The sequence below is a fragment of the Agrococcus versicolor genome (assembly GCF_039531815.1).
GTDB lineage: Bacteria > Actinomycetota > Actinomycetes > Actinomycetales > Microbacteriaceae > Agrococcus > Agrococcus versicolor.
Genome location: NZ_BAAAQT010000005.1, coordinates 270,582 through 289,080, shown reverse-complemented (window position 1 = coordinate 289,080; position 18,499 = coordinate 270,582). Strand labels below are relative to the sequence as shown.

Annotated in this window: 18 protein-coding genes; 11 read left to right on the top strand and 7 right to left on the bottom strand. The window is 72.9% G+C overall.

The features are described from left to right. Position 1: 1 nt before the first annotated feature. The 3 genes from ABD249_RS04145 to ABD249_RS04135 are packed head-to-tail and all read left to right on the top strand — an operon-like array spanning position 2 to position 2,456. On the top strand, positions 2-472 hold the full coding sequence (locus ABD249_RS04145; protein ID WP_344340632.1) for a hypothetical protein: 471 nt from the start codon (positions 2-4) through the stop codon (positions 470-472). Between the two features lie 11 nt (positions 473-483). Further along, the gene (locus ABD249_RS04140; RefSeq protein WP_344340630.1) at positions 484-1,746 is read left to right on the top strand and encodes a MurT ligase domain-containing protein; all 1,263 of its coding nucleotides are present in this window, start codon (positions 484-486) and stop codon (positions 1,744-1,746) included. Next, a complete protein-coding gene (locus ABD249_RS04135) occupies positions 1,743-2,456 on the top strand; it encodes a type 1 glutamine amidotransferase (protein ID WP_344340627.1) in 714 nt (237 codons plus the stop codon). Before ABD249_RS04140 ends, ABD249_RS04135 begins: the two co-directional genes overlap by 4 nt. 25 nt (positions 2,457-2,481) lie before the next feature. Here ABD249_RS04135 and ABD249_RS04130 read toward each other — a convergent pair whose 3' ends face one another. Further along, positions 2,482-2,781 (bottom strand): EthD family reductase, encoded by a 300-nt coding sequence (locus ABD249_RS04130; protein WP_344342518.1) that lies wholly within the window; start codon positions 2,779-2,781, stop codon positions 2,482-2,484. A 334-nt stretch (positions 2,782-3,115) separates the two neighbouring features. Here ABD249_RS04130 and ABD249_RS04125 point away from each other — a divergent pair, with 334 nt between their 5' ends. Genes ABD249_RS04125 through ABD249_RS04095 form a run of 7 tightly spaced genes read left to right on the top strand, consistent with a single transcriptional unit; the run spans position 3,116 to position 11,448 of the window. Continuing rightward, positions 3,116-4,546 (top strand): aldehyde dehydrogenase family protein, encoded by a 1,431-nt coding sequence (locus ABD249_RS04125; RefSeq protein ID WP_344340625.1) that lies wholly within the window; start codon positions 3,116-3,118, stop codon positions 4,544-4,546. A gap of 57 nt (positions 4,547-4,603) precedes the next feature. Then, positions 4,604-5,563: an AraC-like ligand-binding domain-containing protein gene (locus tag ABD249_RS04120; RefSeq protein ID WP_344340623.1), complete on the top strand. Its 960-nt coding sequence runs from the start codon at positions 4,604-4,606 to the stop codon at positions 5,561-5,563. Positions 5,564-5,620: 57 nt separating this feature from the next. Next, positions 5,621-7,627: a primary-amine oxidase gene (locus ABD249_RS04115; RefSeq protein WP_344340620.1), complete on the top strand. Its 2,007-nt coding sequence runs from the start codon at positions 5,621-5,623 to the stop codon at positions 7,625-7,627. Beyond that, positions 7,624-8,394, top strand: a complete 771-nt coding sequence (locus ABD249_RS04110) for a MoaF C-terminal domain-containing protein (RefSeq protein ID WP_344340618.1) — start codon at positions 7,624-7,626, stop codon at positions 8,392-8,394. The genes ABD249_RS04115 and ABD249_RS04110 overlap by 4 nt, the downstream gene beginning before the upstream one ends. A 41-nt stretch (positions 8,395-8,435) precedes the next feature. Continuing rightward, positions 8,436-9,908, top strand: a complete 1,473-nt coding sequence (locus ABD249_RS04105) for an APC family permease (RefSeq protein ID WP_344340615.1) — start codon at positions 8,436-8,438, stop codon at positions 9,906-9,908. Beyond that, on the top strand, positions 9,905-10,684 hold the full coding sequence (locus ABD249_RS04100; RefSeq protein ID WP_344340613.1) for an SDR family NAD(P)-dependent oxidoreductase: 780 nt from the start codon (positions 9,905-9,907) through the stop codon (positions 10,682-10,684). The genes ABD249_RS04105 and ABD249_RS04100 overlap by 4 nt, the downstream gene beginning before the upstream one ends. Beyond that, positions 10,681-11,448, top strand: a complete 768-nt coding sequence (locus ABD249_RS04095) for an SDR family NAD(P)-dependent oxidoreductase (RefSeq protein ID WP_344340610.1) — start codon at positions 10,681-10,683, stop codon at positions 11,446-11,448. The genes ABD249_RS04100 and ABD249_RS04095 overlap by 4 nt, the downstream gene beginning before the upstream one ends. Before the next feature lie 33 nt (positions 11,449-11,481). Here the strand turns inward: ABD249_RS04095 and ABD249_RS04090 are convergent, their stop codons facing one another. The 5 genes from ABD249_RS04090 to ABD249_RS04070 form a co-directional block, all read right to left on the bottom strand. Then, positions 11,482-11,859: a hypothetical protein gene (locus ABD249_RS04090; RefSeq protein WP_344340609.1), complete on the bottom strand. Its 378-nt coding sequence runs from the start codon at positions 11,857-11,859 to the stop codon at positions 11,482-11,484. A 33-nt stretch (positions 11,860-11,892) separates the two neighbouring features. Next, positions 11,893-12,963 carry a DUF2599 domain-containing protein gene (locus ABD249_RS04085; RefSeq protein WP_344340607.1) on the bottom strand — a complete coding sequence of 357 codons (1,071 nt, stop codon included), beginning with the start codon at positions 12,961-12,963 and terminating at the stop codon, positions 11,893-11,895. A gap of 198 nt (positions 12,964-13,161) precedes the next feature. After that, positions 13,162-14,196 (bottom strand): FUSC family protein, encoded by a 1,035-nt coding sequence (locus tag ABD249_RS04080; RefSeq protein WP_344342517.1) that lies wholly within the window; start codon positions 14,194-14,196, stop codon positions 13,162-13,164. Continuing rightward, positions 14,196-15,146 (bottom strand): succinylglutamate desuccinylase/aspartoacylase family protein, encoded by a 951-nt coding sequence (locus tag ABD249_RS04075; RefSeq protein ID WP_344340604.1) that lies wholly within the window; start codon positions 15,144-15,146, stop codon positions 14,196-14,198. Before ABD249_RS04075 ends, ABD249_RS04080 begins: the two co-directional genes overlap by 1 nt. After that, positions 15,139-15,624: an ATP-dependent zinc protease family protein gene (locus ABD249_RS04070; protein WP_344340603.1), complete on the bottom strand. Its 486-nt coding sequence runs from the start codon at positions 15,622-15,624 to the stop codon at positions 15,139-15,141. The genes ABD249_RS04075 and ABD249_RS04070 overlap by 8 nt, the downstream gene beginning before the upstream one ends. 36 nt (positions 15,625-15,660) lie before the next feature. Between ABD249_RS04070 and ABD249_RS04065 the strand changes: the two genes are divergently transcribed. Further along, on the top strand, positions 15,661-16,851 hold the full coding sequence (locus ABD249_RS04065; protein ID WP_344340600.1) for a RimK family alpha-L-glutamate ligase: 1,191 nt from the start codon (positions 15,661-15,663) through the stop codon (positions 16,849-16,851). 60 nt (positions 16,852-16,911) lie between these two features. Here the strand turns inward: ABD249_RS04065 and ABD249_RS04060 are convergent, their stop codons facing one another. Further along, the gene (locus tag ABD249_RS04060) at positions 16,912-18,348 is read right to left on the bottom strand and encodes an MFS transporter (protein WP_344340598.1); all 1,437 of its coding nucleotides are present in this window, start codon (positions 18,346-18,348) and stop codon (positions 16,912-16,914) included. Positions 18,349-18,499 lie beyond the last annotated feature (151 nt).

Genomic DNA, 18,499 nt, shown 5'->3' with positions numbered 1-18,499 from the left:
CATGGCGACCCCTGCGAGCGACGACGACGGCATGACGCGTCGTCACGCGGCGACGCTCGTGCTCGACGTCGTGCTGACGATCGTCGGCGCGCTCCTCCTGCTCACCGCGTGGCACGCCGTCGTGCTCGGCGACCGGCTCGCCGGGCTCGCCGAGGGCGCGCGACTGCTCTTCCTCTTCATGGACGTCGGGCTCGTCGGATGGGCGGTCGCCCTCGTGGCGCTCGGGCTGCGGGCACGACGGGGCCACCGCCGCCCGGAGGCGGTCGCGGTGCTCGTCGCCTGCGCCGCGGGCGTCGCGCTCAACGCCGCCGCCGTCGCCGTCATCGGGCTCGCGCAGGGCGTCGTGCACCTCGACCACGCGCTGCTCGCGGGCGCCGCGACGCTGCTCGCGGCCGTCGCGGTCGTCCCGGCGCTGCACCGCGCTCGCGCCGCACGGACGCGCGCCGCCGGCATCGCGCGCGACGCCTCGTAGACTCGTCGACCATGGCGATGCTCCCCGTGGTGACCGGCAAGCTGGCCCTCGGCGCCCTCCGGCTCCTGGGTCGCAGCGGCAACGCGCTGCCGGGTCTCGTGGTCGAGCGGCTGTTCCCCCGATACCTCGCGAGGACTCTCGCCGCGCTCCCCCACGGCGTCGTCGTCGTGTCGGGCACGAACGGCAAGACGACCACGACGAAGATGCTCGCGGCGATCCTCTCCGAGCGCTTCCGGGTGCTCACGAACGACACCGGCTCGAACTTCGTGCGGGGCACGATCGGCGCGGCCATCTCGTCCTCGTCCTGGGCCGGCCGGCTCGACGCCGACGTCGCCGTCTTCGAGCTCGACGAGGCCCACGCCGTCCGCTTCGTCGAGCGCTACCGGCCCGAGCGCGTGCTGCTGCTCAACGTCATGCGCGACCAGCTCGACCGCTTCGGCGAGATCGACCACACGGCTCGCCTGCTCCGCACGGTCGCCGAGCACGCGACGGTCGCCGTGGGCCTCAACCGCGACGACGCGCGCATCGCCGCGATCGCGGACGGCATCGAGGCCGAGCCCGTCTGGTACCAGGTCGCCGACGACCTCCGGCACCTCTTCCCCACCGACGAGGAGCTGTACGGCGGCGCCTCGCGCGCGGCGCGCGCCTCCGACGGCGCGTCGGCCGAGCTCGTCGCCTGGGGCACCGAGGGCACGACCATCCGCATCGGCAACGAGCAGCAGACCTTCCCGCTGCGCGCATCCGGCGCCCACAACGCGCAGAACGCGACCGCCGCCGCGGCGATGGCGGCGACCTTCGACCTCTCGCCCGACGTGATCTTCGCGGGCCTGCGCGCCGTCGAGCCCGCGTTCGGTCGCGGGCAGTCGTTCGTCGTCGACGGCCGCGACGTGTCGCTGCACCTCGTGAAGAACCCGGCGGGCTTCCGCCAGTCGCTCGCCGCGGCGCGCGTCGAGGACCCCTCGCGCATCTGCATCGTCATCAACGACGACGACGCCGACGGTCGGGACGTCTCGTGGCTGTGGGACGTCGACTTCACCGGCCTCGACGGCGGCGCCCCCGTGTCGACCGCCGGCACGCGCGCCGCCGACATGGCCGTGCGCCTGCGCTACGACGGCGTCGAGGTCGGGCACGTCGACCCCGCCCTCGCACCCGCGATCGACCGCGCGATCGCCGCGACCGCGACGGGCGAGCGCCTCCTCGTCTTCTCGACCTACACGGCGATGTGGGGCCTCCACCGCCATCTCGTCGCCCGCGCGAAGGAGGTGCGCGCATGACCCCGCTGCGCATCGTGCACCTGTACCCGCACGAGATGAACATCTACGGCGACACCGGCAACGTCGTCGTGCTGCGCAGGCGCCTCGAGTGGCGCGACCTGCCGGTCGAGATCGTGCCCGTCGGCATCGGCGACGCGCTGCCGAGCGACGTCGACCTCATCCTCGGCGGTGGCGGCCAGGATGCGACGCAGGGCGAGATCGGCGAGGACTTCCAGCGCCGCGGCCCCGACCTGCGCGCCGCCGCCGACGACGGCGTCGTCATGCTCGCGATCTGCGGCGCGTACCAGCTGCTCGGGCACGAGTTCCTCACGCATCAGGGCACGCGCATCGCGGGCGTCGGCGTGCTCGACGTCGTGACGAACGGCTCCGACACGCGCCTCATCGGCAACCACGCCGTCGACTCCGCCTGGGGCCGCCTCGTCGGCTACGAGAACCACTCGGGCCTCACGACCCTCGGCGCCGCGGCGACGCCGCTCGCCCGCACCGTGCCCGGCCGCGGCAACGACGGCAGGGACTCGACCGAGGGATGCGTGCAGGGCAACGTGTTCGGCACGTACCTCCACGGCCCCGTGCTCGCGAAGAGCCCGCGCTTCGCCGACGAGCTGCTGCGCCGCGCGCTCGAGCGCCGCGGCGACTCGGGTGAGCTCGCGCCCCTCGACGACGCGCTCGCGCTCCAGGCCGCGGACGTCGCGGCCCGCCGCCCGCGCTGACGCGGCAGCGCGCGGCGACCGCTCCTCAGCGCTCGACGACCGGGAAGTCGAGCACGATCGCCCCGCCCGTCGCGTAGCGCGGCACGTCCGCGGCGACCGCCTGCCCCTCCGGCGACGCCATCGCCGCCTGCATCGCCCCCGCGTCGGCGAAGTCCGCCTCGAAGACCGCGAAGTACCCGCCGACCTCGTCGTGCACGTCGAGGGAGTACCGCGACGCGAGCATCCCGGGCAGCCGGTCGGCGAGCGGCAGGTGGCGCGCGACGTAGTGCTCGCGGAACGCGGCGGGATCGACGGGCGTCGGGTACAGCACGAGGAGCCGGTGCATCACGCCTCCCCGACGATGGTGCGGTGCAGGCTGTCGATCGTCATGGCATCCCTCTCGACGTGCGTCCTCCCCGCGGCGGGGAGCGCCGGCGCGCGCCGACGTGCAGCATCATGCCGGACGGGCGACCGGCGGCACCAGACGCCGGTCGCGCTCGTGCGCGCGCGGTCACGTCCCGTGCGCCGACGAGCACGGCGACTTGTCGCTCTGCGCTGCCGTCTTGACCGCCCGCGCCAGCCTCGCCTCGGCCCCTGATGCGCGACGGGTGCGCACGGCTAGGTTGCCGAGCGAGGGCGCCGCCGAGGCGCCGCACCCGTTCGATGGAGAGGTGGGCGCGATGACCATGGAGACGACCACGACCGATGGCTCGCTCGAGACGTACGAGGGGCTGCTCGCCGCGATCTCGGCGTCCGAGGGCACGCCCGTGCTCGATCCGGCGACGGGCGAGGTGCTCGCCCACGCGCCCGCGTCGACCCCCGCCGACCTCGACGCCGCCGTCGAGGCCGCGCGTGCGGCGCAGCCAGCATGGGAGGCGCTCGGCCACGAGCGTCGCAGCGCGATCCTCGTCGAGGCCGCCGACGCCGTCGACCGCTCGGCAGCCGCGCTCGCCGAGCTCATCTCGCGCGAGCAGGGGAAGCCGCTCAACGGGCCCGGGTCGCGCTTCGAGGCGGGCGGCGTCTCCGCGTGGCTCCGCACGGCGGCAGCGACCGAGCTGCCCGACGAGACCCTGCTCGAGGAGCCGCGCGCGACGATCGCGTATCGCGCCGTCGGCCTCGTCGGCGCGATCGGACCGTGGAACTGGCCCGCCCTCATCGCCTCGTGGCAGCTCGCGCCCGCCCTCCGCATGGGCAACGCCGTCATCATGAAGCCCAGCGAGCACACGCCCCTGTCGGTGCTCGCGCTCGGCGCGATCCTCGGCCAGGTGCTGCCGGAGGGCGTGCTGACGGTGCTCGCCGGCGACCGCGACCTCGGGGCGGCGCTCACGACGCATCCCGCGTTCGGCAAGATCATGTTCACGGGCTCGACGGCCACCGGCAAGGCCATCGTCGCCGCGAGCGCGGACAACCTGCCGCGGCTCACCCTCGAGCTCGGCGGCAACGATCCGGGCATCGTGCTGCCGGACGTCGACCCGGCGGCCATCGCGCAGGACCTCTTCTGGGGCGCCTTCATCAACACGGGCCAGACCTGCGCCGCGCTGAAGCGCCTCTACGTGCACGAGGACGTCTACGACGCCGTCGTCGAGGCGCTGCGCGCGGTCGCGTCGCAGGTGCCGATGGGACCGGGCATCGAGGAGGCGAGCGCGCTCGGGCCGTTGACGACGTCGGACCAGTTCGCGATCGTCGACAGGCTGGTCGAGGACGCCAGGGCCTCCGGCGGGCGCATCGTGCTCGGCGGCGACCCCGACCGCGACGCTCCGGGCAACTTCTACCCCGCGACGCTCGTCGCCGACATCGACGCCCACGCGGCGCTCGTCGTCGAGGAGCAGTTCGGCCCCGCGCTCCCGATCGTGCGCTACCGCGACCTCGACGAGGCCATCGCGCTCGCCAACGGGCTCGACGTGGGCCTCGGCGCCTCCGTCTGGTCGGCGGACGCCGCCGCGGCGCGGACGGTCGCCGCGCGCGTGCAGGCCGGCACCGTGTGGATCAACTCGCACGGCGGCGTGCACCCGATGATCCCGTTCGGCGGCATCAAGGGCTCGGGCTACGGCCTCGAGTTCGGCGTGGAGGGGCTCAAGGCCGTCGCGGTGCCGCACGTCATCAACGGCTAGATGTCGACCCTGCAGCACCTCGCCCCGGCGAGGCGACGCTCGTATGATCGGCAGCACATGCCGCAGCCGACGACGTCGCCTCGCCGCGACCAGCTCGACATCGCACAGTGGCGAAGGCTCGTGCGACGCTCGTTCGTGCCGCTCGACATCGAGCCGCTGCTCGTGGAGTTCCGCGGTGCGATCTCGTCGCGCGTCGTCGACGAGGTCGCGGTGTTCGACATCGCCGCGACGCCGCACGTCGTGCGGCGCACGCCCGCGCTCATCGCCGAGGGCGACGAGCCGTACTTCAAGCTGAGCCTGCAGCTCGAGGGCGACGCACGCCTGCACCAGGACGGCCGCACCGCCGACATCCGGCCGGGCGACCTCGCGATCTACGACACGACGCGCCCGTACGAGCTCGTCTTCGAGGGCGACAACCGGGCGCTCGTCATCATGTTCCCGCAGCGCGTCGTCGACCTGCCGGCCGCCTCGGTCGCCGAGATCACCGCCGTCGTCTTCAGCCGCGAGTCGGCGCTCGGCCGCGTCATCATCCCGTTCCTCACCGAGCTCGGCACGAGCATCGAGCGCCTGCAGGGGCCCGACGGCATCCGCCTCGTGCACAGCGCCCTCGACCTGCTCGTCACGCTGCTCTCGAGCCGCCTGCACGTCGAGACGGATCCGCGCAGACGGCTCACGCAGGACATCCGCACGTACGTCGACGCGCGCCTGGGCGACACGAGCCTCACGCCCGCGACCATCGCGCAGGCGCACTTCATCTCGGTGCGGCACCTCCACGCGGCGTTCTCCGCCGACGGCGTCACGCTCGCCGCCTGGATCCGCGAGCGTCGCCTCGAGCGCATCCGGCGCGACCTCGCCGATCCCGCACGTGCGGGCGAGCCGCTGCAGCAGGTCGCGACGCGCTGGGGGCTGCCCGACGCCGCCCACTTCTCGCGCCTGTTCCGCAGCCGCTACGGCGAGACGCCGCGCGACCATCGACGTCGCGCGCTGGCGGACAAGCAGTCCGCGTCCGCGTCCTAGCCCGCTCGGGCATCCGCTTCCTAGCGTTGCGTCATCGCGACGAAGGGATCCGGCGACATGCACACCCACGGCAGTCGAGTCAGCGGGCTCACCGACCTGCGGCATCCGCTCGACCCCCTCACGCCCGACGAGATCGCCGCGACGCGTGCCGCGCTCGTCGCCGCCGGCCGGCTCGGCGGCACCGTCCGCGTCGCCGGCCAGCTGCACGTCGAGCCGACGAAGGCCGACCTCGCAGCCTGGCGGGACGGCGATCCGATCCCCCGCCGCGTGCAGTCGACGCTCGTCGACGTCGCCGACGGCACCGCACGCGACGTCGTCGTGCTGCTGCCGGAGGGCACGGTCGAGCACGACGCCGTCGTCCCCACGGGCGACGCGCCCTACGGCCAGCCGCAGTACCTGTTCGAGGAGTACGAGGCCGTCGACGGCATCGTGAAGGCCGATGCCCGGTGGCGCGCCGCGATGGCGGCACGCGGCATCGAGCCCGCGCACGTCGAGTCGGCCTTCTGCGCGCCGCTCGCACCCGGCGCGTTCGGGATCGCGGAGGAGGTCGGCCGACGCGTCATCCGCTCGCTGACCTTCCTGCAGCCGACGCCGCAGGACTCGCCGTGGGCGCACCCCGTCGAGGGGCTCGTCGTGACGATCGACCTCGGCGACCGGTCGGTGCTCTCGGTCGTCGACGAGCGGCAGGTCGCCGTGCCCGCCGAGCACGGCCGCTACGACGTCGAGGCGATCGGCCCGGCGCGCACGACGCTGCGACCGATCGAGATCACGCAGCCCGAGGGTCCGAGCTTCACGGTCGACGGCGCGCACGTGCGCTGGGAGCAGTGGTCGTTCCGCGTCGGCTTCTCGATGCGCGAGGGCCTCGTGCTGCACGACCTGCGGTGGCACGACGGCGACGAGGCGCGTCGCGTCCTGCATCGCGCGAGCGTGCCCGAGATGGTCGTGCCGTACGGCGACCAGAGCGCCACGCGCTCCTGGATCTCGTACTTCGACGCCGGCGAGTACCACCTGGGCAAGAACGCCAACCCGCTCGAGCTCGGCTGCGACTGCCTCGGGGTCATCCACTACTTCGACGCGCACGTCGCCGCCGACTCCGGCGATCCCGTGACGATCCCGCAGGCGATCTGCATGCACGAGGAGGACGACGGCATCCTCTGGAAGCACACCGAGCCCGGCGGCGCGCCCGACTCGCGGCGCGGTCGTCGCCTCGTCATCTCGTCGACCTCGACGATCGGCAACTACGACTACGGCTTCTTCTGGTACCTCCACCTCGACGGCACGATCCAGCTCGAGGCGAAGGCGACCGGCATCGTGTTCTGCGGCGCCGACGAGCCGGGCACGCAGCACCCGCACATGACCGAGCTCGCCCCGGGCCTCTTCGCGCCCGTGCACCAGCACCTCTTCTGCGCGCGGCTCGACGTCGCGATCGACGGCGACGACAACGTCGTCGACGAGGTCGACCTCGTGCGCATCCCCATGGGCGATGCCAACCCGCGCGGCAACGCCTTCACCTGGCGCTCGACGCGGATCGCCGAGGCCGGTGGGCGCGACGCGGACCCCGCGGCGGGGCGCACGTGGCACATCGGCTCGGCGTCGCGCACGAACCGCCTCGGCCACCCCACGCAGTACCAGCTCATCCCGCAGGGCGGCGCGACGCTGCTGGCCGACCCGGCCTCGTCGGTCGCCGCCCGCGCGGCGTTCGCGACCCGTGCCCTCTGGGTCACGGCGGCCGGCAGCGACGACGACGTCTTCCCGAGCGGCATCTACCCGAACCAGCACGCCGGCGGCGCGGGCATCCCCGCCTCCGTCGCACGAGGCGGCGACGTCGACGGCGCGGACGTCGTCGTCTGGCACACGTTCGGGCCGACGCACATCCCGAGGCCGGAGGACTGGCCCGTCATGCCCGTCGACCGCTCGGGCTTCCTGCTCAAGCCCTACGGCTTCCTCGACCGCAACCCCGCCCTCGACCTGCCGACCGGCATGTCGACCGGCGCGTGCGGAGGATGCGGCGACGACTGCCGATGCGACCACGCCCCCACCCCCTCCTCGAAGGACGCAGCATGACCTCCACCTTCATCCCCGTCGGCGCCCTCGGCGACGGATTCGCGCACGCCTCGCGCAGCCTCGACGTGGTCGACCACCTCGAGGGTCGCGCGTTCGCCCTCGACCTCGACGGCGCGGACACCCTGTCGATCGGTCGCGGCGTCGCCAGCTGGGGCGATGCGGTCGACGTGCCCGTCCGCGTGACCTCGATCCGACCCGGCATCTTCCTCGTCGGCGGCATCGCGGGTTCCGTGTCGACGGCATTCGTGCTCGACCTCGACGCGGGGCTCGTGACGCTCGTCGAGGGCACGCTGCCCGACGAGGCGACCCGCGCCGAGTCCGCCTTCACGCGCGTGCAGCGCGGCGACGAGGCGACCGGCGTCGCCGCGACCCTGCGACACGGTCGCATCGACGGCTCCGTCGCCGAGCCGCACGCTGCGACCGACGACCTCGTCGGCCTGCGCAATCGCTACGACTACTCGACCACCGAGGTGTACGAGCACATCTACCTCACGCCCACCCTCTACGCCTGGCACTGCATCGAGGGCGTCGAGCGCGGTCTCGCCGACGTCGACGCCTGCCACCACGTGCGCATCCGCGACGGCCTGACGCTGTTCGTCTGGCGCGAGAAGATCGTGCCCACCCTCGGCCTCATCCTCATCGACCTCGACGCCATGCGCACCGACGGCTCGATCTTCGGCAACGCCGGGTTCGACGCGTCGACGCTCGTGACCTTCCCCGTCGGTGCGACCGCCGAGATCCTCACCGTCACCGCGCACGCGCGCTGACCCCACCCCACCTGCGCAGCACGCGAAGAGAGCGGACGCCGATGTCCTCCACCACCCAGCACACCCGACTCCAGGGGCGCCTCGGCGTGCCGGGGATCGTCTTCCTCGTCCTCGCGGCCGTCGCGCCGCTGACCGGCATCATCGTCGTGGCCGGCATCGGCATCGCCGTGGGCACCGGCGGCGGCACCCCGGTGATGTTCCTGCTCGCGACCGTCGTGCTGCTGCTGTTCGCGGTCGGCTACGCCCAGATGGCGAAGCAGCTCACGAACGCGGGCGGGTTCTACGCCTTCGTCGTCCGCGGGCTCGGTCGCACGGCCGGGCTCGTCGCCGCGCTCATCGCCGTCGTCGGCTACAACTGCTTCGTCGCCGGCGCCGTCGGCACGAGCGGCTTCTTCACCGCCATCGTGCTCGAGGGAGTCTTCGGCATCGCCACCCCGTGGTGGCTGTGGAGCCTCGTGTCGGTCGCGCTCGTCTGGCTGCTCACGCGCAGCGGCATCGACCTGTCCGCGAAGATCCTCGGCGTCGCACTCGTGCTCGAGGTCGCGATCCTCGTCGTGCTCGACGTCGCGATCCTCGTGCGCACCGGGTACTCGTTCGAGGCGTTCCTGCCGGAGGTGTTCCTCACCGGCTCCGTGGGCCTCGGGCTGCTGTTCGCCGCCAACGCATTCGTGGGCTTCGAGGCGACCGGCCTGTTCGGCGAGGAGGCCCGCGACCCCAAGCGCACGATCCCCCGCGCCACCTACATCGCCATCGCCTTCATCGGCGTCTTCGCGGCGATCACGACGTGGGCGATCGTCTCGGCGCTCGGCGTCCGCCAGGCCGGCGAGGAGGGGCTCGCGCACCTCGCGGCCGGCGACCTCATCTTCTCGGTGTCGGAGGAGTACCTCGGCAGCGCGCTCACGGTGGTGATGCAGCTGCTGCTCATCGTGAGCCTCTTCGCCGCCCTGCTGGCACTGCACAACTCGGCGACGCGCTACCTCTACGCGCTCGGCCGCGTCGGCGTGCTGCCGCGGGCGCTCGCGCGCACGCGCGCCAACGGCTCGCCCGTGGTGGCGTCCACGGTGCAGCTCGTCTTCGCGACCGCCGTCGCGATGGCGTTCGCGATCGCGGGCGCCGACCCCATCACGGCACTCGTCGCGTCGTTCACCGGCATCGGCACGCTCGGCATCATCGTGCTGCAGGCGATCGCCGCGACCGCGATCGTCGTGCACTTCCGCCGCGTCCGCGATCCGCGGTGGCTGTCGACCCTCGTGCTGCCGGGCCTCGGCGGGCTCGGGCTCTGGGCGATCACGTCGCTCGCGTTCGCGAACTTCCCCGCGCTCGCCGGCAGCGACAGCCCCGTCGTCGCGCTGCTGCCCTGGCTGCTGCCGGCCGCCGCCGTCGTCGCGCTCGTCGTCGCGCAGCGCCTGCGCGCGTCGCGTCCCGAGGTGTGGGACGGGCTCGCACGCGACCTCGACCGCGTCGACCCGCTGCAGCCGACCTCCGCCGTGCCGATCGTCGACCGCGCCGCATGAGCGTGCACCTCGTGACCGGAGGCGGCACGGGCATCGGCGCGGCGATCGCCCGCAGGCTCGCGGCCGACGGGCACGACGTGGTCGTCGCCGGTCGTCGCGCCGGCCCGCTCGAGGCGGTCGCCGCCGAGTCGCCCCGCATCGTCGCGATGGTGGCGGACGCGGCCGACGGCGCGGCGATGCGCGCGCTCGTCGGCGAGGTGCGCGACCGGCACGGAAACCTCGACGGCGTCGTCGCCAACGCGGGCGGGCACGGCTACGACGCCGTCGGAGACACGAGCGACGATGCGTGGCACGCCAGCCTCGAGGCCAACCTCACGACGGCGTTCGTGACCGCGCGCGAGTCGCTGCCGCTGCTGGAGGCGGACGGCGGTGGCAGCCTCGTCGTCGTCTCGTCGCTCGCGGGACTGCGCGCGGCGCCCGACACCGCCGGCTACACGGTGGGCAAGCACGCGCTGCTCGGGCTCGTGCGTTCGATCGCGCGCGACTACGGCAGGCGCGGCGTGCGGGCGAACGCCATCTGCCCTGGCTGGGTGCGCACCCCGATGGCCGACGACGAGATGCGCGTGCTCGTGGAGGACGGTGGCGCCGCCGACGTCGAGGGCGCCTACGCGCGCGTCACGCGCGACGTGCCGCTCGGTCGCCCCGCCGCGCCCGCAGAGATCGCGGGCGTCGCCGCGTTCCTGCTCGGCGCCGACGCCTCCTACGTGCACGGCGCGACGATCGTCGTCGACGGCGGCGCCCACGTCGTCGACGTGCCGACCCTGGCGTTCGGATGACGGGGCGCGGCCTCGGGCTCGACGGGGCCGTCGTGCTCGTGACGGGCGCCGCGAGCGGCATCGGCGCGGCCGTCGCCGCTGCGGCCGCGGGACATGGCGCGACGCCCGTGCTCGTCGACCGCGACGGCGGCGCCGTGGCCGCGGCCGCCGCCCGCATCGACGGCGCGCTCGCGCTCGAGGCCGACGTCACGGACGAGGATGCCGTGCGCGAGGCGATCCGCGCCGCCCTGGCAGCCACCGGGCGCATCGACGCCCTCGTGACGTGCGCCGGCGTGTCCGGGCCGTTCGGCACGCCCCTCGAGGCGACGTCCCTCGCCGACTGGCGGCACGTGCTCGAGGTCAACGTCACGGGCACCTTCCTCCCGCTCAAGCACGCCATGCCGGCGCTGCGCGCCTCCGCGCACGGCGCCGCCGTGCTGCTCGCGAGCGACTCCGCGCACGTGGCCGCGCCGGGCATGGTGCCCTACGGCGTCTCGAAGGCGGCGGTCGTGCAGCTCGCGAGGGCCGTCTCGGTCGAGGTGGCGGGTGCCGTGCGCGTCACCGCACTGTGCCCCTCGATCGTCGACACCCCGATGAGCCGCCGCGACCTCGGCGACGCTGCGTTCGACGGCGCTGGCCTCGGGGACCCGACGGCGCCCGTGCACCGCGCGGAGGACGTCGCCGAGCACGTCCTCTTCCTCGCGAGCCCGCGTGCCGTCGGCATCCACGGGACGGCCATCACCGCCGACTTCGGGTTCGGCGCGCGCTCGAGCCTGCCCGCCTGAGTCCCTTGGCCGCCAGCGCCGCCGCCCGTGTCGTCAGAACAGGAACGGCGCATGCTCCGGGGGGAGCTGGGCGAGGATCACGCTCGTGACCGAGCTCCGTCGCGTGCTGCCGATGTCGACATCCGAGAAGTCCAGGACGACGAAGCGATCCCATTCCGCGTCCGACGCCGCGTCGACGTACGACTCCGCGTCATCGACGGTGTCGAAGCGAAGGAACACGCCGACGTCCGACGACCATGCCTCCACGCAGGGCACGGCGATGGTGCACAGCTCGCTCGTGACGGATCGCAGCGTCGCGACTGCGCCGTCCGGCAGCGGCATCTCGGGATTCGTCAGCGGTCCCGCGAGCTCGAAGTCCTGCGAGGTCGGCGGCGGGCTGCATCCCGTGAGGAGCGCGACGGCGAGCAGCATGGCGCCTACGGAGGCCTTTGGAGCGCGCACTGATCAGACTCCGCCGTTCGAACGATTCCAGTTGCAGCGATGCTGCAGCACGTTGTTGGCCCAGTGCACCGACAACGCTGGCCGGTCGCGCTCCAAATTCCACTCCCAGGCTCTGTAGTCAGCGATCCAACCCAGGGCATGACACGAGAACTGCTGCTGCACGGACGTGCGGTTGAACATCCTCTTCGCGTTCGCACCCATCCGACCCAGCATCTCGGACCAACCGTACTGATTGATGATCGCCTGCCCTTGGAAGATGGCGATGGGAGTAGGCAGCAAAGTGGTGGACTTGCCGCCACGGATCCACACGGTCATGCCCCACGTGCTCAGACGCATGGACGCAACCGTCAGCGCTGCATCCGTTCGCACGTACGAGAACAGGTTCGTTCCGAGGTACGGGTCGGCGGTGACCGGGTACTGCACCCCGTCGGTGGCGTGGTCCACGACCTGGATGACGGTCGTGCCCTCGACCTCGAAGTGCGTGGAGAGCTCCATGCCAGCGGCGTCGACGGCCCACGCCGGCGCGATGCCCGCGATCAGCGCGCCCTCGCTGTCAGCGACGATGACGCCCTCGCTCGCTTCGTCCAGTGCGACGGCCGCGCCCTCGGGGACGTTCAGGTCGTACGAGAACGTGCTCGGTGCTGCAGGCCCATCGATGACGGTGAGCAGTTGCACGGCGTCCTCCTGCGGCAAGACGGCCGTCGTCGCCTCGACGCCCGTCTCGGCCACGGCGAAGCCCTGACTGGAAACCTCGGCGGGTCGCTCCGCGTCAGCGATGACGATGCCCAGCGACGCCTCGCCATCACCCAACGTGATGGTCGAAGCCTCGGTGTCCACGACCACCTGGCTTGCCCCGGCATCGAGGGTCACGACATCACCGGAGACCGCGCCGGGGAGAGCCTCCTCAAGCGGAGCGACACCCGACGTCGCCTCGATCGATTCGGACGCTGACTCGATCGCCGCGATCGTCTCGTCTGCGGGGGTGCTTGCAACTGCTGGTTGGGTCACGCTCAGCACCATCGCGCCAGCGGCGGCGAAGGCGGCGAAGATCCGTCCGTGTTGCATCCTCGACATGGGTCATCCTCACTGGTCGACGCGGCACGCCGCCGCTGTAGCAACCACCATGAGGCCGCCCTGAGCCGAATGTCGTAGAAGAGGGCAAAACTTCGACTTTGAGCGACAAGGAGCCTCTCGAGGCGACACCGACGACTCGTCGCGGGGACGAGGTCGTGCGCATTCGAGCCGGCGCGCCTGATCCGAGAGGACGTCGGGCTACGAGCCCACTCGCCGCCGCCACGGGCGGATCGCCACGACCGCCAGCGATCCCACGACGACGCCCAGCACGGTCTCGAGCAGCCGCGAGGTCAGCAGCGCATCGACGGGGATCGGTGCGGCGAGGTGCACGAGCAGCATCGCCAGCGGCGTGATGGCGACGAGGCCGATGCCGTAGTTCCAGCCGATGACGAGCTCGACGACCGCCTGCAGCGCGACGGCGACGAGGATCGTCGGCAACGGAGGGAGATCCGCGGCGAGCAGCAGCCACGCCACCCCGAGGCCGAGCACCGTGCCCACGACGCGCTGCACGCCGCGCGCGAGCTGCCCGTGCGCGTGCGAGACCGCGAACGGCACGACGGCCGCGAGCATCGCCCAGTACGGGTGGTCGCCGCCGATGGCGGTCGCGAGCGAGCCGGCGACCGCGACCGCGACGACGGCCCGCACGACCTGCCAGCGGATGCGGGGATCGCGCGGCGGATGCGGCGGCGCGGGCTTGCGCGTGGGCAGCACCACCTGCTCGAGGGCGCCGAGCAGCACCGCGGTCGCCGCGGTCGCCGCGGCGACGAGCGGCACGAGCGGCACGTCGGCCGGCGCGAACGGCACCGAGGCGCACGCGCCGGCGGCGAAGACGAGGAAGAACGGCCCCGGAGGACGCCAGCCCTGACGATCCGACGCCCAGGTGGCGAGGCCCGCGACGGCGGCGACGAGCGGGATCGCGAGCCACGCGCGCCACGGCGTCGCACCGACCACCGCGCCGACGGCGGCGCACGACGCGAGCAGCGCGCCCATCCACGCCTGCGTCCGCCACCGGCCGGGCGCGGGCCTGCGCCCGCCGTACAGCGACGCGAACGCGCCGAACGCCGCCGCGATGGCGAGGTCGAGCCGGTCGAGCACGAGGAGCGTCGAGAGGGCGACGAGCAGCACGAGGGAGCCGCGGATCGCGACGCGATGCGCCCCGGGCGCCGGGCCGACGCGCACGCTCTCGCCGAGCACCCCGCGCACGTGATGCAGCGGTCCGGGCCCGCCCGCCATCACGCGCCGTCGGTCGCGACGTGCACGAGCGCGTCGCCCGCGTGCACGATGGGCGCGCGCGTGAGGCCGATGACGATGCCGCTGCGGTCGGCGCGCACGATGCGACCGTTGTCGCCGAACGCGTCGGCGATGCGGCCGAGCCGCTGGCCGTCCTCGACCTGCGCGCCGAGGTCGACCTCGAGGTGCAGGATGCCGGAGGCCCGTGCGCGCATCCAGCCGCTCGCGAACGCCGCGACGGGCGGCTCGTCGTCGTTCGCCTCGACGTCGAGCATGTCGAGCGCGGCGAGCACGCGCAGCACGCCGGCGACGCCCACGGCGATCGGCTCCTCCTCGAAGCGCATCGCCTCCCCCGCCTCGTACAGCAGCACGGTGCCGCCGGCCTCGCGCGCCGCCTGGCGCAGGGAGCCGTCGCGCAGCCGCGCGTGCAGCATGACGGGCGCGCCGAACGCCTCCGCGAGCCTGCGGGTCTCGGGGTCGTCGAGGTCGGCGCGGATCTGCGGCAGGTTGCTGCGCCGCGCGGCGGCGGTGTGCAGGTCGATGCCGACGTCGCACTTCGAGACGACCTCCGTCATGAGCAGGTGCGCGATGCGGCTCGCGAGCGATCCGCGCGCTGAGCCGGGGAAGGATCGGTTGAGGTCGCGACCGTCGGGCAGGTAGCGGTCGCCGGTCATGAACCCGAGCACGTTCACCACCGGCACGGCCAGCAGCGTGCCGCGCAGGGTGCGCGCCGACACGGCGGCGAGCACCTGGCGGATGATCTCGACGCCGAGCACCTCGTCGCCGTGGATCGCGGCGTCGACCCACACCGTCGGGCCGGGCTCGCGGCCGTGCACGACGCGGACGGGCAGCGTGGCGTCGCCGCCGGTCACGAGGCGCGTGATCGGCAGCTCGACGTCCTGCTGCTGCCCGGCCCGCACGCGCACGGAGCCGATCGCGAACGACTCACGCATCGCGACCGCGGTTCCGGATGCGCACCTCGCGCGACGGACGTCCGCCGAGGTACGAGGCGGCGGCGTCGACGAGGAACCCCTGCCGCAGCGCCTCGCGGCCCACGAGCATGCGGAAGCCCATCTCGTCGCGCCTGGACAGCGTCATCTCGGTCTCGATCGTGCGACCGAGGAGCGCGACGGTCGTCAGCACGACGATGCGCTCCTGCTCGGTGCCGTTCGACGAGCGCACGACGCGGCGGTCGTGCACCGGGCAGTCGACGACGACGGCGTCGGCCGTCGAGCGCTGCCACGGATGCACGGCGAAGCGCACCCAGTCGACGCCGTCGCGCACGTGCTCCTCGACGTCGAACGCGTGCACGGCGCTCGAGCGCGCACCCGTGTCGAGCTTCGCCTTGACGTGCTCGACGCCGAACCCCGGCAGCGCCACCCACTCGCGCCAGCCGGCGATCGCGGGGCTGGCAGGATGGTCGGCGGTCATGCATCCATCCAACCAGGGAAGCAGGTTCCGACACCCATGAGGCTCGCGATCCTCTCCCGCGCTCCGCGCTCGTACAGCACGCGCCGACTGCGGGCCGCCGCCGCCGACCGCGGCCACGACGTCAAGGTGCTCAACACCCTGCGCTTCTCGATCGACCTGTCGGGCGAGTCGCCCGACCTGCAGTTCCGCGGCCTGCAGCTGCGCGACTACGACGCGATCCTGCCGCGCATCGGCAACTCGATCACGTACTTCGGCACCGCCGTCGTGCGGCAGTTCGAGCAGATGGACGTCTACACGCCCAACACCGCCAACGGCATCACGAACTCGCGCGACAAGCTGCGCGCGACGCAGATCCTCGCCCGCCACGACATCGGGATGCCCGCGACGACGTTCGTGCGCGACCGCAAGGACGTGATCCCCGCGATCGAGCGCGTCGGCGGCGCGCCGGTCGTGCTGAAGCTCCTCGAGGGCACGCAGGGCATCGGCGTCATCCTCGCGCCGACGATCAAGGTCGCCGAGGCGATCATCGAGACGCTGCAGTCGACGCGCCAGCAGGTGCTCATCCAGCGGTTCGTGACGGAGTCGCGCGGCCGCGACATCCGCGCGCTCGTCGTCGGCGACCGCGTGGTCGCCGCGATGCGCCGCGTCGCGCAGGGCGACGAGTTCCGCTCGAACGTGCACCGCGGCGGCAGCGTCGAGGCCGTCTCGCTCGACCCCGAGTACGAGCGCGTCGCCGTGCGGGCCGCGCAGATCATGGGCCTCAAGGTCGCGGGCGTCGACATGCTCGAGGGCAACGACGGCCCGCTCGTCATGGAGGTGAACTCCTCCCCCGGCCTCGAGGGCATCGAGACGGCGACGAACCTCGACGTCGCGGGCGCGATCATCGACTACATCGGCGACCAGGTCGCCTTCCCGCAGATCGACGTGCGCGAGCGCCTCAGCATCTCGACCGGCTACGGCGTCGCCGAGCTCGTCGTGCACGGCGATGCCGAGCTCGTCGGCTCGACCCTCAAGGAGTCGGGCCTGTGGGAGCGCGACATCACGGTGCTCACGGTGCACCGGGGCACGTCCGTCATCCCGAACCCGAAGGGCCGCGAGGTGCTGGAGGCCGAGGATCGGCTGCTGTGCTTCGGCAGGCTCGAGGAGATGCGCTCGATGATCCCCGCGCGTCCGAAGCGCCGCAAGCGCGTGAAGGCGCTGCCGAAGGACGCGATGCAGGAGGACTGAGCGCCGACGCGACGACGCCCCGCGGACCGAGCGGTCCGCGGGGCGTCGTCGTGCGTGCGGCTAGCGCCGCGCAGCCGCCTCGGCGGCCGCGATCGCCTCGCGGTCGACGTCGGAGAGCACCGACGCGTCGACGGAGTCGCCGCGCTTCCAGTCGGCCCAGCGGCCCGACCGCTCGAACTCGACCGAGAGCGGGATGCCCGTGCGGTCCTTCGTGAGCAGCGTGCCCACGATCGAGATGACGACGGTCACGAGCAGGTAGGCGACGATCGCCCACGTCGTGCCGGTCGACTGCAGCAGCGCCTGCGCGATCGTCGGAGCGAACGCGCCACCGATGATGGCGCCGAACGCGTAGGCGATCGAGACGCCCGAGAAGCGCACCGACGCGGGGAACGACTCGGCGTACCACGCGGCCTGCGCGCCGTACGTGAGGCCGAGGCCGATGCCGAGCAGCACCGTCGCGAGCGCGACGCCCGCGACGCCCGTGTAGACGAGCTGGAACAGCGGGATGATGCCGAGCGCGAGCACGACCCAGCCGATGAGGTAGACGCGCTTGCGCCCGATCCGGTCGGAGAGGAAGCCCGCGAGGAACGTGAAGATGAGCCACGTGAACGAGCCGGCGAACGCCGCGAGCTGCACGCCCACGGGGTCGAAGCCGAGCCCCGGCGGCACGCCGTCGACGGGACGCGAGGCGAGGCCCTGCACGTAGCCGCCGGTCGTCATGTAGCCGGCCGCGTTGTTGGCCATGAAGATCATGGCGCACGTGATGACGACGAGTCCGTACTTCTTGAAGACCTGGATGATCGGGGCCGACTGCTCCTGCGCCGTCTCCTTGATCTCCTGGAACACGGGCGACTCGTCGACCGAGCGACGCACGACGAAGCCGATGACGACGAGCACGATCGAGACGAAGAACGGGATGCGCCAGCCGACCTCGAGGAACGCGTCGCCGGGGAAGAGCGCGCGGATGGCGGCGAGGACGCCGGTCGCGAGCATGAGGCCGAGCGGCACGCCGGCCTGCACGAACGAGCCGTAGAGGCCGCGACGGTTGGCGGGCGCGTGCTCGATGGCCATGAGCACGGCGCCACCCCACTCGCCACCGGCCGAGAGGCCCTGGAGGATGCGCAGCAGCATGAGGAGGATCGGTGCGAGGACGCCCGCCTGCTCGTACGTGGGCAGCGCGCCCACGAGCGTCGTCGCGAGGCCCATGAGGAGCAGCGTGATGACGAGCATGGGACGGCGGCCGATGCGGTCGCCGAAGTGCCCGGCGAGGAACGCGCCGAGCGGCCGGAAGAGGAACGAGATGCCGATCGTCACGAGCGAGAGGATCGAGGCGAGCCCCGGGCCGGCGGGCCCGAAGAAGAGCTCGGCGAACACGAGGTTCGCCATGAAGGCGTAGATGAAGAAGTCGTACCACTCGATGGTGGTGCCGACCACGACTGCGCCGAGGACCTTGTTGCGCTCACGCGCTGCGGTGCGCGCGTGGGAAGTGCTGGACACGTGGACTCCTTCGTCCGTGAGGGATCGTCATCGACCGGTCGGGAGCCTATCCCATTTCCCGAACGATCGGTCAGGAATGCCGCGCGTCTCTCGCGAGGCGGCGCTGCCCGACGTGCCGTGAGCATATACGATCGCATGCACGATCGGTCAA